Genomic DNA, 13,567 nt, shown 5'->3' on the forward strand with positions numbered 1-13,567 from the left:
GGACGCGCAGGGGACGGTCCAGCGATAGCGGTCAGGCCAGATCGAGCCCGCTCGCCAGCGAGCGGTTCAGGCTCCTGAATGCGGCACCGCCGCCATCGGCACAATAGGAAAAACCATGTTCGCGCGCCTCGCAATCCTGCTCTACGCCATCGTGAGCTACGCCGTCTTCACGGCTTCATTCCTCTACGCGCTCGGTTTCGTCGGCAATTATGTCGTGCCCAAGTCAATCGACACGTCGATCGACGTCGGCGCGCCTGCGAATTTGGGTGAGGCTATCGTCGTCAACCTGCTGCTGATGAGCCTGTTTGCCATCCAGCACAGCGTCATGGCGCGCCCGGCCTTCAAACGCTGGTCGGCCAAATTTCTTCCAGTGGCCTGCCAGCGCAGCACCTATGTGCTGCTCTCCAGCCTGGTCCTCGTGCTGCTGTTCTGGCAGTGGCGTCCGATCCCGACGCCGATCTGGCAGGCCAGCGGCATTACGGCGTGGCTCCTGACCGGCGTGCATTGGCTCGGCTGGCTGATCGCGTTCGCCTCGACCTATATGATCGATCATTTCGATCTGTTCGGCCTGCGCCAGGCTCTCGTCGCGTTGCGCGGAGCCGAGATATCAGGTCAATCCTTCCGGGCGCCGCTGCTCTACAAGATCGTGCGGCATCCGCTCATGCTGGGCTTTCTGCTCGCGTTCTGGGCGACGCCCGAGATGACCGCCGGCCATCTGCTGTTCGCGATCGCCAACACGGCCTACATCCTGGTCGCCCTGCAGTTCGAGGAGCGGGACCTGATCGCCGAGTTCGGCGCGACCTATCAGGACTATCGCCGGCGGGTTCCGATGCTGTTGCCGCGCATTTTCGGAGCGCCCCGATGAAAGCGGTTCTGTGCAAGTCATTCACTGGCCCTGCGGATCTGCGCCTCGGTGAGATCGCTACGCCGCGGCCTGCCGGCGACGAGATTCTCATCGACGTCCACGCGGCATCCGTGAGCTTCATGGACCAGTTGCTGGTCTCGGGCCTCTACCAGATGCGGCCAGCGACACCCTTCGTGCCCGGCACCGAAGCATCCGGCGTCGTCGTCGCGGTCGGCGACAAGGTCACGACATTTGCCCCCGGCGATCGCGTGGCCTGCAGTGCCTGGACCGGCGGCTACGCCAAACGGATGATCGCGAAGGAATCGAAGAGCGTGCGGCTGCCTGATGGCGTCGCGTTCGAAGCCGGGGCAACAGTGCTGCACAATTACGGCACGGCCTATTATGCGCTGGTCGAGCGGGCACGGGCGCAACGCGGGGAAACGCTGTTCGTCACCGGCGCAGCCGGCGGGGTTGGCCTTGCCGCCGTCGACCTCGGCCGCCATCTCGGCCTGCGCGTCGTCGCCGGCATCGGCTCCGACGACAAGGCCGCCCTGGTGCGGCGTTACGGGGCCGGCGATGTCGTCAACTATCGCAGCGAAGATCTGCGCGACCGGATCAAGTCGATCACATCGGGAGAAGGCATCGATGTCGGTCTCGACAACGTCGGCGGCACGATCTTCGAACAGATGGCCCGGCTGATGAGATGGGACGGACGGCTGATGCCGATCGGCTTCACCGGCGGCGAGATTCCACAGATCCCGATGAACCTTCCTCTCCTCAAAAATTACGCCATCATCGGCGTCTTTGTCGGCGCCTGGGCGGAGAAATTCTCCGCGGAGGCCGCGCGCATGAATGACACGCTGATGCAATTGCTGGCCGACGGAAAGATCCGCCCGCACATCGATCGCGTCCTCCCTTTGGAGGAGGCCGGCGACGCCATGCGCGCCGTCGCCAATCGCGCGGTTCTGGGACGAATTGTCCTCAAGATCAGGTAGACTGCGCCCGACGAGGAAGAGAGGACAGAACCGATGACCGAGATCATCATCGACAAGCGCTTTTGCGGTCCTCCGAACTCCGGGAACGGCGGCTATGTCTGCGGCCGGCTGGCCCGCCACATTTCCGGCGGCGCCGAGGTGACGCTGCGCGCGCCGCCTCCTCTAGACAAATCGCTCGATGCGGCCGCGACCGCCGACGGCACATGGGAGCTTCGTGACGGCGCCAAGGTCGTCGCGACCGCGCGGGTGGCCAGCGTCGAGCTTGCGCGCCTTGAGACAGCCCGTTTGCAGGAAGCACGCGCAGCCGAATTGCTGGCGCTGTTCAAGCCGCACGAGCATCCGCTGCCGAACTGTTTCGTCTGCGGTCCCGCAAGAGCGAAAGGCGACGGCCTGCGCATCTTCGCCGGCCCGCTCGGACGTCACAACGCCGTTCTCGCGGCGAGTTGGACGCCGGACTCGAATCTGGCCGCCGAGGACGGCCTGGTTGCGTCAGAATTTCTCTGGTCGGCGCTCGATTGTCCCACCGGCTTTGCCTGCAATTGCGATCAGCAGAGCGCGACCTTCGACAAGACGCCACTGCTGCTGGGCCGGATGTCGGCACGGATCGAAGCCCGGCCGCGCCCCGGAGACCGCTGCGTCATCACGGCTTGGCCAACCGGCCGCGACGGCCGCAAGCGCATGGCCGAGGCCGCGCTCCACGATGAAGCCGGGGGACTGCTGGCCGTGGCGAGGACGACATGGATTGCGGTGGAGCGCGAGGTGCAGCTCGGGCGTACTTCGTAGGGTGGGCAAAGGCGCACAGCGCCGTGCCCACCACTTCTGTCTCAGCTCCGTTGAGCGACATGGTGGGCATGCTTCCGCCTGCGCTCTTCGAGCTACGGCGGACAAGTCGCTTTGCCCTACCTACCTCTAATCACGCAACACATCCGTCGCCGCACCTTCGGCCTGCACCAATCCGCATTCTCCTGCACGCCCGCGGCCGCGCTTGCGACGGTTTACCTTGCGTCAAGCACGCCCGGCAATCGATGGCTGTCTTAAAAGGCTTGTTAGGAGCGGTCATCGTTGTTGGCGCCCGGAATACGGGGACGCTCTGCAATGCAATCGGACGAGGGACTCTACAGTGCGCCACGCTGGCGCCTGACACGCTGGCTCGCCGAGCCGGGGCTAGGTGTTCCCGACGACATCCGCGCCGCGCTCATTGTCCAGCTCTATGGATCGCTGCCGGTTTTTGCTGCCGGCGCCGTCAACACCATTGCCGTCGCCGCCGTGATCGCTGGCCGCAAGCAGACTGCACCATTCATTGTCTGGCTGGTCATGGAGATCGCGATCTGCCTGGCCCGCCTCGCCGTGCTCGTCAGCGCGCATCGCAGGGCGCGTGCCCACTGCCCGACGCCGACCGACCTTCATCTCCTGCTCGCGGTCGCCTGGAGCGCCAGCGTTGGATTTGGCGTCGTTGCCAGCCTGGCCAGCGGGGACTGGGTCGTCGCCATGCTGGCCTCGCTCTCGGCGGCGGCGATGGTTGGCGGCATCTGCTTCCGCAATTTCGGCGCGCCGCGGCTGGCCGGGACCATGATCCTGCTGAGCCTCGGTCCCATCATCCCCGGCGCTGCGTTCGCCGGCGAGCCGCTGTTCTACATCGTCTACCTCCAGGTGCCGATGTATCTGGCCGCGATGACGGCCGCCGCCTTCCGCCTCAATCGGATGCTGATCACCACCATGCGCGCCGAACGCGAGAACAGCCATCGCGCACATCATGATGCACTCACGGGGCTGCTCAATCGCGCGGGCTTCGTCGAGGCACTCAGCGCCAGACTTGGAGCCCACGCCGAACGACGGTTCGCTGTGATGTTCTTCGATCTCGACGACTTCAAACCGGTCAACGACACGTTCGGACATGCGGCGGGCGACGAGGTGCTGAAAGCGGTGGCCGGGCGCGTGCGCCGGGCGCTGCCGGACGGCGCGGTGGTCGCCCGGATGGGTGGCGACGAGTTCGTCGTGCTCGTCGACGGCGTCACGGCCGAAATGGCCCAGGAGGCGGGATACCGCCTCATCAGCGAGGTTGCCGTCTCCTATGAGCTCGGCGGCGAGGTGCGCGCCGGTGTCGGCGCCAGCGTCGGCATTGCGATGTCGCCGGATCATGGCGCCGAAGTCGAGGAATTGCTCGCGGTCGCCGATGCAGCACTTTACGAGGCGAAGTCAGGCGGTAAATCGCGTTGCTGCCTCGCCTCGGTCGAGACCAACCTCGCGGCGTTACGTCGGCTGCAGCAGAGCGGCCCAAAAGCCCCGGTCGCAAGCGCCGCCTGACGCAGTACGACTAACGCACCCCACAAGCGCGATCTCGTAGGGTGGGCAAAGCGAAGCGGGCCTACCATCGCGCTCGAAGGCAAAATGTTGGGCACGGCGCTACGCGCCTTTGCCCACCCTACGAGAGCTCCGGCCTACGCGCTCTGCTCGATCATCCCCTGCAACCGCACCAGCTCCGCCTCGAGATCGCGCTCGACGTCCGCTGCCCGGATCTCCAGCACGCGATAGTCGCGCGCCTCCAGCCACGTCCGCCGACCCGCACGATCAGCCGCGATGGTCTCGCCCTCGCCCGGGTTGACCAGCTCGATCGCGATCCGGTGCGGGAACGAGACGAAATCGGGAATGTGCCGGCCGACCGGGGTCTGGCGCTTGAACCCTCCTGCGAAGCGGCGGTCGCGGGTCAGGGCCTGCCAGAGCAGGCGCTCGGCATCGGTCGGGTTGCGGCGGAGCAGGCGGGCGAGGCCGCGCACGGTCGATCCGCTGTCGGGTACGCCGCCGCCCTGGCCGTGCTCGGCCAGCAACGCGCGCAGGCGCGTGGCCTGCTCGCCGTCGAGCACGCCGCCCTTGGCCGGGCCCTTGCGCCCTTCCGCGATCGCCATCACCACACCATGCAGGGTGTGCATGTCCTGCTTGGTCGGCTCCATCCGGCTGAAGATGTTGCGCAGGTTGACCAGCATGGTGTCGCGCTTCTCGGCCGGGCGCAGGAATTCGACCCGGTCGAGCTCGCGGATGAGGTTGTCGAAGAAGGCCTGCATCTGGTGCTGCGAGGCGCGCTCGGACCGCTCGGGCATGCTGTGCGGCAGCTCGCCTGACGTTGCCCGCTTGAACCATTCATAGCCAACCAGCAGCACGGCCTGGGCGAGGTTGAGCGAGGCAAAGCCCGGATTGACCGGGAAGGTGATGATGCGATTCGAGAGCCCAACCTCCTCGTTGGTCAGCCCCCAGCGCTCGCGGCCGAACAGGATGCCGGCCTTGCCCCCGGTCGCGACGTGACCCGAGATCTCGGCCGCGGCTGCCTCGGGCCCCACCACCGGCTTGGCCTGGTCATGGGGACGCGCGGTGGTGGCGAACAGCAGATCGAGGTCGGCGACCGCCTCGCCGACCGTGTCGAACAATTCGACCTTTTCCAGAATATAGTCGGCGCCGGCCGCGGCGCGCTGCGCGGCGATATTGGGCCAGCCGTCGCGAGGATTGACGATGCGCAATCGGCTGAGCGCAAAATTGCCCATGGCGCGCGCGGCCATGCCGATGTTTTCGCCAAGCTGCGGCTCGACCAGGATCACGATGGGACCGTCGAGGGAAAGGCCCGCCTTGCTCTTGTCAGTCCCCGACATCTCGCTTCGCTTTCACACTGGTTCTCAAGGCCTTGGCAAGGCGCTCTTCAGGAATTGATTCAAAGCCGGCCCAAGGGGCCGGCTGCCCGTTCGCCTGTCGTTTGCCTGTCCTGACGAAATTCTCAAGGGAAATAACGGGTTGGATTCGACTTTTGAATCTCTTCTGAAGCCTGAGGCTCGCCCCCGCGGCAGGGCCCGCCCCGCCCCCCATCTGGGCAAGCTGGATGAGCTAAAAGTGCATAATCCCTTGGCTTTCGCCCGCTGCAGTCCGGTGCTAAGAGGCGGCGGATATTCCCGTGGCGCGCCAAAGCGCCGTTCCTAAGAGGCTTCCCCGATCATGGCAAAAATCAAGGTGTCCAACCCCGTCGTCGAACTCGATGGCGACGAGATGACCCGGATCATCTGGCAGTACATCAAGGACAAGCTGATCAACCCGTACCTTGATGTCGAGCTGCTGTATTTCGACCTGGGCATGGAGTACCGCGACGAGACCAACGATCAGGTCACCATCGACGCCGCCGAAGCCATCAAGAAGGTCGGCGTCGGCGTCAAGTGCGCCACTATCACCCCGGACGAGGCCCGGGTGAAGGAGTTCAACCTCAAGCAGATGTGGAAGTCGCCGAACGGCACCATCCGCAACATCCTCGGCGGCGTGATCTTCCGCGAGCCGATCATCTGCAAGAATGTGCCGCGCCTGGTTCCCGGCTGGACCAAGCCGATCATCATCGGCCGCCACGCCTATGGCGACCAGTATCGCGCCACCGACATCAAGTTCCCCGGCAAGGGCACGCTGACGATGAAGTTCGTCGGCGAGGACGGCACCGTCATCGAGAAGGAAGTGTTCAAGACCCCGGGGTCCGGCGTCGCGATGCAGATGTACAATCTCGACGACTCCATCATCGACTTCGCACGCGCCTCGCTGAACTACGGCCTGCTGCGCAACTACCCGGTCTACCTCTCGACCAAGAACACCATCCTCAAGGTCTATGACGGCCGCTTCAAGGATATCTTCCAGGACATCTACGACCGCGAGTTCAAAAAGGAATTCGAGGCCAAGGGCCTGACCTACGAGCACCGCCTGATCGACGACATGGTGGCTTCGGCCCTGAAGTGGTCCGGCGGCTATGTCTGGGCCTGTAAGAACTACGACGGCGACGTGCAGTCCGATACGGTCGCGCAGGGCTACGGCTCGCTCGGCCTGATGACCTCGGTGCTGCTCACCCCCGACGGCAAGACCGTGGAAGCCGAAGCCGCTCACGGCACGGTGACCCGCCATTACCGCGAGCACCAGAAGGGCAAGGAGACCTCGACCAACTCGATCGCGTCGATTTTCGCCTGGACCCGCGGCCTGTCGCATCGCGCCAAGCTCGACAACAATGCCGAGCTTGCCAAGTTCGCGAGCACGTTGGAGAAGGTCTGCGTCGACACCGTCGAGGAAGGCTACATGACCAAGGACCTCGCGCTCCTGGTCGGCGCCGACCAGCGCTGGCTCTCGACCACCGGCTTCCTCGACAAGGTCGCAGAGAACCTCACGAAAGCGTTGGCGTAAGCCCGCGCATTATTTTTGCCTGATCGGGGTTAGACATCATTATGGGCCGCGCTTGGGCGCGGCCCATTCATTTTGACACCGTTGCGCGGAGGCCACCCATGTCCATCGTCAAGTTCGCTGTCCCCTGCCTGATGCTGCTGGCCGCCCTGGCCGGGCCGGCCGCCGCCGCGGAGCCGCTCCCCGACGCCATCGCCGCCCCCGGCGAGACCGTCGTGCTCAGCGTCCATGCCGAAGGCGCGCAGGTCTATGACTGCAAGGCAGCCGCCGACGGCAAGCTTGCCTGGGCCTTCCGCGAGCCGGTGGCGACGCTGCTCGCCGAGGGCAAGACCGTCGGCCGCCACTATGCCGGCCCGAACTGGGAACTCGCCGACGGCAGCGCCGTGGCCGGCAAGGCCATCGGCAACGCGCCGGGCGCAACCGCCGCCGATATCCCCTGGCTCAAGCTGGAGGTCGCCTCCCGCCGCGGCAGCGGCGTGCTGACGCCCGTCACCACCGTCCAGCGCATCAACACCCACGGCGGCAAGCTCGAGGGTTCTTGCGACAAGGCCGGCGAATTCAAAAGCGCGCCCTACTCGGCCGACTACATTTTCCTGAAGAAGGGCTGACCGCTTAGGAGGCGGTGTCGTCGCGCTCCGCCTGCGCCAATTCTGCCGCCGCAAGATCGCCGGTCTCCTCGAGCCGTGCCTTCGCGGTCTGGTGGACGTGGGCGGCGAGCGTCGGCATGCGCTCGATCAGCGCGTGAAAATCCTGGGCGTCGAGCACGAGCAGCCGCGTCTTGCGCGTCGCCGTCACCGTACCGCTGCGTTTGGTCTTGTGCAGCAGCGCGATCTCGCCAAAGAACGTGCCGTCGGCGAGCCGCACCTGCTGGCTCGGCAGCGTGATCTCGACCTCGCCGGCAGTGATGAAATACATCGACGAGGCGGTATCGCCACGGCGCACCAATATCTCGCCCTGCTCGATGGTGCGGGCGCGGAGCAGCCGCATGATGTCGGCGATCTCCGCGGCCGAAAGATGCGAGAACAACGGCACCCGCGCCAGCATGCCCCAGGTCACCACGAAGTCGCGCCGCCTCACCTCCTCGGCAAAGGCGGTCGAGATGATCGCGACCGGCAGCGCGATCATGGCAAAACCTGAGATGATCGCAAACACCGAGACGAATTTGCCGAGCGGCGTCACCGGCACGACGTCGCCATAGCCGACGGTGCCGAGCGTCACGATTGCCCACCACATCGCGTCCGGAATGGTGCCGAGCTTGCTGGGCTGCACATCACGCTCGATGGCGTAGAGCAGCGAGGCGAAGGTCAGTACCACGCCGATCAGGATGACGATGCAGCCGATCAGCGCACGCCGCTCGGCATGGATGGCCGCGAGCAGCGAGCGCATCGCCGGCGAATAACGGATCAGCTTGAAGAACGGCAGCACGCCGAGCCCAGCCAGCGTCGCGTGCCGGCCGGTGGCCAGCACGATCGCGGCCGGCAGGAACGCCATGAGGTCGATGATACCGAGCGCGGAGAAGGCATAAGAGAGCCGGTCGGACAGCGCGGAGCCGTTGCGCTGGGTGTGCCCCGCCACGGTCCACAGCCGCGCCAGATATTCGAGCGCGAACACGATGACGGCGAGGACGGCGACCGCGCTGAACAGCGTGTCGAACCGCGCGTCGAGCTCCGGCACCGAGGCGAGGATCATCGCGACCACGTCGAGCACGATGACGCTGATGATCACCTGGATGAAGCGCGACCCGATCGAGTAGGCGAGCGGATCGTGCTCCAGCAATTCGTACAGGCGATCCCTTAGGTTGGGATCGGCCGAGCCACGTCCTCGCGGAACGAGGCGCATGGCCGTTTACGCGCCTGCCATCGCTTTTTCGATCGCCGCGAGCGCCTCGGGCGCCTTGGCGCCATCGGGACCGCCAGCCTGCGCCATGTCGGGCCGGCCGCCGCCGCCCTTGCCGCCGAGCGCCTCGGAGGCGACGCGCACCAGGTTCACGGCATTGAAGCGCGCGGTGAGATCGGCGGTGACGCCGACCACGATCCCGGCCTTGCCGTCCTCGGTGACGCCGACGATGGCGACCACGCCGGAGCCGATCTGCTTCTTGCCGTCGTCCGCAAGGCTCTTGAGATCCTTCATCTCGATGCCCTCGACCGCGCGCGCCATCAGCTTGACGTCGCCGACCTCGCGCACGCCTGCGGCTGCGCCGTTCCCGACGGATGTACCGCCGCCCATCGCGAGCTTCTTGCGGGCGTCGGAGAGCTCGCGCTCGAGCTTCTTGCGCTCCTCCATCAGGGCTGTGATGCGCGCCGGGACGTCGTCGATCGAGGTGCGCAGCTCGTTGGCCGCGGTCTTCGCCAGCGCCATGGTCTCGTTGGCGTGCCTGCGCGCGTAGTTGCCGGTCAGCGCCTCGATGCGGCGCACGCCGGAGGCGACCGCGCTCTCGCCGGTCAGCGTGATCAGGCCGATGTCGCCGGTGCGCTTCACATGGGTGCCGCCGCAGAGCTCGACGGACCAGCCGAGCGCGTTGGTGCCGCGCTCCCGCGCGGTCCGGCCCATCGAGACGACGCGGACCTCGTCGCCATACTTTTCGCCGAACAGCGCGCGCGCGCCGGCCTCGCGCGCTTCATCGACTCCCATCACGCGTGTCGTGACTTCGTCGTTCTCCAGCACCACGTCGTTGGCGATGTCCTCGACGCGGGCAAGCTCTTCCGCCGTGATCGGCTTCGGATGCACGAAGTCGAAACGCAAACGATCCGGCGCGACCATCGAGCCGCGCTGGGCGATGTGGTCGCCGAGCACCTGGCGCAGCGCCTCGTGGATGAGATGCGTTGCCGAATGGTGCGCGCGGATCGAGGAACGCCTGCCGTGATCGACCTCGAGCTGCAGCGCGGTGCCGAGCTTCAGCTCGCCGCTCTCCACGGTGCCGACGTGAACGAAGAGATCGCCGAGCTTCTTCTGCGTGTCGGTGACGCGGAACTTGATGCCGCCCTCGCCGCTGAGCACGCCGGTGTCGCCGACCTGACCGCCTGATTCCGCGTAGAACGGCGTCTGGTTGAGCACGATCGCGCCGGTCTCGCCGGCCTTGAGGCTCGCGGTTTCCTGGCCGTCCTTCACCAGCGCGGAGACCACGCCTTCGGCACTCTCGGTCTCATAGCCGAGGAATTCGGTGGCCCCGAGCTTCTCGCGCAGCGGGAACCAGATCGCTTCGGAAGCCGCCTCGCCCGAACCCTTCCAGGACTCGCGCGCCTTGGCCTTCTGGCGCTCCATCGCGTCGGTGAAGGAGGCCTGGTCGACGCCGATGCCGCGCGATTTCAGTGCGTCCTGGGTCAGGTCGAGCGGGAAACCGTAGGTGTCGTACAGCGTGAAGGCGACGTCGCCGTCAAACATGTCGCCCTTCTTCAGGGACGCGCTCTTCTCGTCGAGGATGGCAAGGCCGCGCACCAGCGTCTTGCGGAAGCGGGTCTCTTCCAGCCGCAGCGTTTCCTCGATCAGATTCTCCGCGCGCATCAGGTCGGGATAGGCCTGGCCCATCTCGCGGACCAGCGCCCAGACCAGGCGATGCATCAGCGGCTCTTTGGCACCCAGCAGCTGCGCATGGCGCATCGCGCGGCGCATGATCCGGCGCAGCACATAGCCGCGGCCCTCGTTGGAGGGCAGCACGCCATCCGCGACCAGGAAGGCCGAGGAACGCAAATGGTCGGCAATGACGCGGAACGAGGCCACGGTCTGCTCGTTCGGCCCGGCGCCGAGCGCCGACGACGTCGCATCGATCAGATGGCGGAACAGATCGGTCTCGAACACGCTGTCGACGCCCTGCATGATGCTGGCCATGCGCTCCAGCCCCATGCCGGTGTCGATCGAGGGACGCGGCAGATCCACGCGCTCCTCCTTCGTCACCTGCTCGTATTGCATGAACACGAGATTCCAGAATTCGAGGAAGCGATCGCCATCCTCTTCCGGCGAGCCCGGAGGTCCGCCCCAGATGTGGTCGCCGCGGTCGATGAAGATCTCCGAGCACGGGCCGCACGGCCCGGTGTCGCCCATCGCCCAGAAATTGTCCGAGGTCGGGATGCGGATGATGCGGTCGTCGGAGAAGCCCGCGATCTTCTTCCACAGCCCGGCCGCCTCGTCGTCGGTGTGGTAGACGGTGACGAGCAGCTTGTCCTTCTTGAGCCCGAACTCCCGCGTGATCAGGGTCCAGGCCAGCTCGATCGCGCGCTCCTTGAAATAGTCGCCGAACGAGAAATTGCCGAGCATCTCGAAGAAGGTGAGATGGCGCGCGGTGTAGCCGACATTGTCGAGGTCGTTGTGCTTGCCGCCGGCGCGCACGCATTTCTGCGACGTGGTGGCGCGCTGATAGGGCCGCTTCTCGACGCCGGTGAAGACGTTCTTGAACTGCACCATGCCGGCATTGGTGAACATCAGCGTGGGATCGTTGCGCGGCACCAATGGCGAGGACGACACGATCTCGTGGCCGTTCTCGGCAAAGAAGTTCAGAAAGGTCGACCTGATCTCGTTGACGCCGCTCATGTTCATCCAATCGGGTGTGCTTGGACCCGCGATACGCCATCCAAACCGGGCATTTGGGCTGATATCTGCGGGTCAAAGCGCTTTTAGACAAGGCCAGCTGCGCTGTCCAGAAACTGTGCAAGGAGATCAGTGAGTTGCCGCAGGCGCGCAATCCCGTTTGCAATCCCGTTGAAAGCCGCCAGGTGCGCGTTGACAGGCTTGGCCGGCCTGTGGTCTGTACCCATCTGTATCGTACGGCCACGTCGGGAGAGACCGGCTTTGGTGCCGGCGCCGAAGGAGCAACCGCCCCGGAAACTCTCAGGCAAAAGGACCGCGTGGCTTTGACGACATCTGGAAAGAGGCGCCGACGGGCAAATACCTTTTCATAAGGGTTGGCCCGGACTGCGTCCGCCGACGGGATAATACTCTCAGGCACAGCGACAGATGGGGCTTCGACTGGTGTCCATCGGGGAATCGTCCCCGGGGAACCGCCGAGGGCCCCGTAATGCTTGCGCGCCACGACCAAGATTCCCTCAAACGTACGCCCCTTCACGGGCTTCATGTCTCCCTCGGCGGCAAGATGGTGCCGTTCGCGGGCTATGACATGCCCGTTCAGTACCCCGCGGGCGTCCTGAAAGAGCACCTCCATACCCGTTCCTCCGCCGGCCTGTTCGACGTCTCCCATATGGGCCAGCTCGCGCTCCGGCCGAAGTCGGGCAAGGTCGAGGACGCCGCCCGCGCGCTGGAACGGCTGGTGCCGCAGGATATCGTGGCGATCGCCCCGGGACGGCAGCGCTATGCCCAGTTCACCAATCCGGACGGCGGCATTCTCGACGATCTGATGGTCGCCAATTTCGGCGATCACCTGTTCCTGGTCGTCAACGCCGCCTGCAAGGAAGCGGACGAGGCGCATCTGCGCGCGCATCTCTCGGACGACTGCATCATCGATTCGCTTCAAGACCGCGCCCTGATCGCGCTGCAGGGCCCGAAGGCGGAAGCGGTGCTGGCGAAATTGTGTGCAGAGGCGCCCGCCATGAAGTTCATGGATGCCGGCCCGCACAAGGTCGCCGGCCTCGACTGCTTCGTCTCGCGCTCCGGCTACACCGGCGAGGACGGGTTCGAGATTTCGGTCCCCGCGGCCGATGCCGAGCGCCTCGCCAAAACGCTGCTGGACAATCCCGATGTGATGCCGATCGGCTTAGGGGCCCGCGACAGCCTGCGGCTGGAAGCCGGGCTCTGCCTCTACGGCCACGACATCGACACCGCCACCACGCCGGTCGAGGCCGCGCTGGAATGGTCGGTGCAGAAGAGTCGCCGCAGCGGCGGCGCGCGCACCGGCGGCTTTCCCGGCACTGATGCGATCCTCGCTCATTTCGATAACGGCGCAAGCCGCCGCCGCGTCGGCCTGCGTACGGAAGGCCGCGCGCCGGTGCGCGAGGGCGCGCTGCTGTTTGCGGATGACGCCGGCGGCGAGCCGATCGGAAAGGTCACCTCGGGCGGCTTCGGCCCGAGCCTGAATGCGCCGGTCGCGATGGGCTACGTGCCCACGGCATCGAGCGCGCTCGATACAAAACTGTTCGCCGAGGTGCGCGGCCAGCGGCTGCCGCTCACGGTCGCCGCCATGCCTTTCGTGAAAAACACCTACAAACGCTGAGGACAAGACAATGACCACGACGCTGTACACCTCCGACCACGAATGGCTGGCCATCGACGGCGACGTCGCCACCGTCGGCATCACCGACTACGCGCAGTCCCAGCTCGGCGACGTCGTGTTCGTCGAGCTGCCCAAAGCCGGCCGTGCGCTGAAGAAGGCCGAAGCCGCCGCCGTCGTGGAGTCGGTGAAGGCCGCCTCCGACGTCTACGCGCCTGTTACGGGCGAAGTGCTCGAGACCAACGACGCGCTCGCCGCCGAGCCGGCGCTGGTGAACTCGGACGCGCAAGGCAAGGCGTGGTTCTTCAAGATCAGAATTGCCGACAAGAGCGAGCTCGGCGGCCTCATGGATGAGGCCGCCTACAAGGCACATACGGCGTGAGATGAAGC

At 65.8% G+C, this 13,567-nt stretch carries 11 protein-coding genes and 1 riboswitch; of the genes, 8 read left to right on the forward strand and 3 right to left on the reverse strand.

Annotated features, from left to right (window positions below; translation table 11 throughout):
• The first annotated feature begins 115 nt into the window (after positions 1 to 115).
• From mddA to AB7535_RS21365, 4 genes are all read left to right on the forward strand, one after another.
• Positions 116 to 865 carry a methanethiol S-methyltransferase gene (mddA, locus tag AB7535_RS21350; protein WP_085404289.1) on the forward strand — a complete coding sequence of 250 codons (750 nt, stop codon included), beginning with the start codon at positions 116 to 118 and terminating at the stop codon, positions 863 to 865.
• The gene (locus AB7535_RS21355) at positions 862 to 1,839 is read left to right on the forward strand and encodes an NADPH:quinone oxidoreductase family protein (protein WP_439036810.1); all 978 of its coding nucleotides are present in this window, start codon (positions 862 to 864) and stop codon (positions 1,837 to 1,839) included. Before mddA ends, AB7535_RS21355 begins: the two co-directional genes overlap by 4 nt.
• Before the next feature lie 33 nt (positions 1,840 to 1,872).
• Positions 1,873 to 2,622, forward strand: coding sequence for a hypothetical protein (locus tag AB7535_RS21360; RefSeq protein WP_085404287.1), 750 nt, complete (start codon positions 1,873 to 1,875; stop codon positions 2,620 to 2,622).
• Between the two features lie 312 nt (positions 2,623 to 2,934).
• Entirely contained in the window at positions 2,935 to 4,143 is a 1,209-nt protein-coding gene (locus AB7535_RS21365; protein ID WP_085404286.1) for a GGDEF domain-containing protein, read from the forward strand.
• A gap of 134 nt (positions 4,144 to 4,277) precedes the next feature.
• On the opposite strand, the gene AB7535_RS21370 is transcribed toward AB7535_RS21365, so the two are convergent.
• Positions 4,278 to 5,477, reverse strand: a complete 1,200-nt coding sequence (locus tag AB7535_RS21370) for a TrmJ/YjtD family RNA methyltransferase (protein WP_085404285.1) — start codon at positions 5,475 to 5,477, stop codon at positions 4,278 to 4,280.
• A gap of 337 nt (positions 5,478 to 5,814) precedes the next feature.
• On the opposite strand from AB7535_RS21370, the gene AB7535_RS21375 reads away from it, so the two are divergent.
• Both AB7535_RS21375 and AB7535_RS21380 read left to right on the forward strand, forming a co-directional pair.
• Positions 5,815 to 7,026 carry an NADP-dependent isocitrate dehydrogenase gene (locus AB7535_RS21375; RefSeq protein ID WP_071912356.1) on the forward strand — a complete coding sequence of 404 codons (1,212 nt, stop codon included), beginning with the start codon at positions 5,815 to 5,817 and terminating at the stop codon, positions 7,024 to 7,026.
• Between the two features lie 98 nt (positions 7,027 to 7,124).
• Positions 7,125 to 7,631, forward strand: coding sequence for a DUF3455 domain-containing protein (locus AB7535_RS21380; RefSeq protein ID WP_085404283.1), 507 nt, complete (start codon positions 7,125 to 7,127; stop codon positions 7,629 to 7,631).
• Positions 7,632 to 7,635: 4 nt separating this feature from the next.
• On the opposite strand, the gene AB7535_RS21385 is transcribed toward AB7535_RS21380, so the two are convergent.
• Positions 7,636 to 8,862, reverse strand: a complete 1,227-nt coding sequence (locus AB7535_RS21385) for a cyclic nucleotide-gated ion channel (RefSeq protein WP_085404282.1) — start codon at positions 8,860 to 8,862, stop codon at positions 7,636 to 7,638.
• A 6-nt stretch (positions 8,863 to 8,868) separates the two neighbouring features.
• Entirely contained in the window at positions 8,869 to 11,547 is a 2,679-nt protein-coding gene (gene alaS, locus AB7535_RS21390; RefSeq protein WP_085404372.1) for an alanine--tRNA ligase, read from the reverse strand.
• Positions 11,548 to 11,780: 233 nt separating this feature from the next.
• Positions 11,781 to 11,869, forward strand: a riboswitch (glycine riboswitch).
• A 162-nt stretch (positions 11,870 to 12,031) separates the two neighbouring features.
• On the opposite strand from alaS, the gene gcvT reads away from it, so the two are divergent.
• Together gcvT and gcvH are read left to right on the forward strand one after the other, a co-directional pair.
• The gene (gene gcvT / locus AB7535_RS21395; protein WP_085404281.1) at positions 12,032 to 13,180 is read left to right on the forward strand and encodes a glycine cleavage system aminomethyltransferase GcvT; all 1,149 of its coding nucleotides are present in this window, start codon (positions 12,032 to 12,034) and stop codon (positions 13,178 to 13,180) included.
• 10 nt (positions 13,181 to 13,190) lie between these two features.
• Positions 13,191 to 13,559 carry a glycine cleavage system protein GcvH gene (gene gcvH, locus AB7535_RS21400; protein ID WP_085404280.1) on the forward strand — a complete coding sequence of 123 codons (369 nt, stop codon included), beginning with the start codon at positions 13,191 to 13,193 and terminating at the stop codon, positions 13,557 to 13,559.
• Positions 13,560 to 13,567 lie beyond the last annotated feature (8 nt).

This window comes from Bradyrhizobium sp. 956_D2_N1_4, assembly GCF_052076025.1.
Classification (GTDB): domain Bacteria; phylum Pseudomonadota; class Alphaproteobacteria; order Rhizobiales; family Xanthobacteraceae; genus Bradyrhizobium; species Bradyrhizobium barranii.

Coding starts and splice junctions, on each gene's coding strand:
- AB7535_RS21375 (WP_071912356.1), top strand. CDS start 5,815: ATGGCAAAAATCAAGGTGTCCAACCCCGTCGTCGAACTCGATGGCGAC.
- AB7535_RS21380 (WP_085404283.1), top strand. CDS start 7,125: ATGTCCATCGTCAAGTTCGCTGTCCCCTGCCTGATGCTGCTGGCCGCC.
- AB7535_RS21355 (WP_439036810.1), top strand. CDS start 862: ATGAAAGCGGTTCTGTGCAAGTCATTCACTGGCCCTGCGGATCTGCGC.
- AB7535_RS21365 (WP_085404286.1), top strand. CDS start 2,935: ATGCAATCGGACGAGGGACTCTACAGTGCGCCACGCTGGCGCCTGACA.
- AB7535_RS21370 (WP_085404285.1), bottom strand. CDS start 5,477: ATGTCGGGGACTGACAAGAGCAAGGCGGGCCTTTCCCTCGACGGTCCC.
- AB7535_RS21360 (WP_085404287.1), top strand. CDS start 1,873: ATGACCGAGATCATCATCGACAAGCGCTTTTGCGGTCCTCCGAACTCC.
- AB7535_RS21385 (WP_085404282.1), bottom strand. CDS start 8,862: ATGCGCCTCGTTCCGCGAGGACGTGGCTCGGCCGATCCCAACCTAAGG.
- alaS (WP_085404372.1), bottom strand. CDS start 11,547: ATGAGCGGCGTCAACGAGATCAGGTCGACCTTTCTGAACTTCTTTGCC.
- gcvH (WP_085404280.1), top strand. CDS start 13,191: ATGACCACGACGCTGTACACCTCCGACCACGAATGGCTGGCCATCGAC.
- gcvT (WP_085404281.1), top strand. CDS start 12,032: ATGCTTGCGCGCCACGACCAAGATTCCCTCAAACGTACGCCCCTTCAC.
- mddA (WP_085404289.1), top strand. CDS start 116: ATGTTCGCGCGCCTCGCAATCCTGCTCTACGCCATCGTGAGCTACGCC.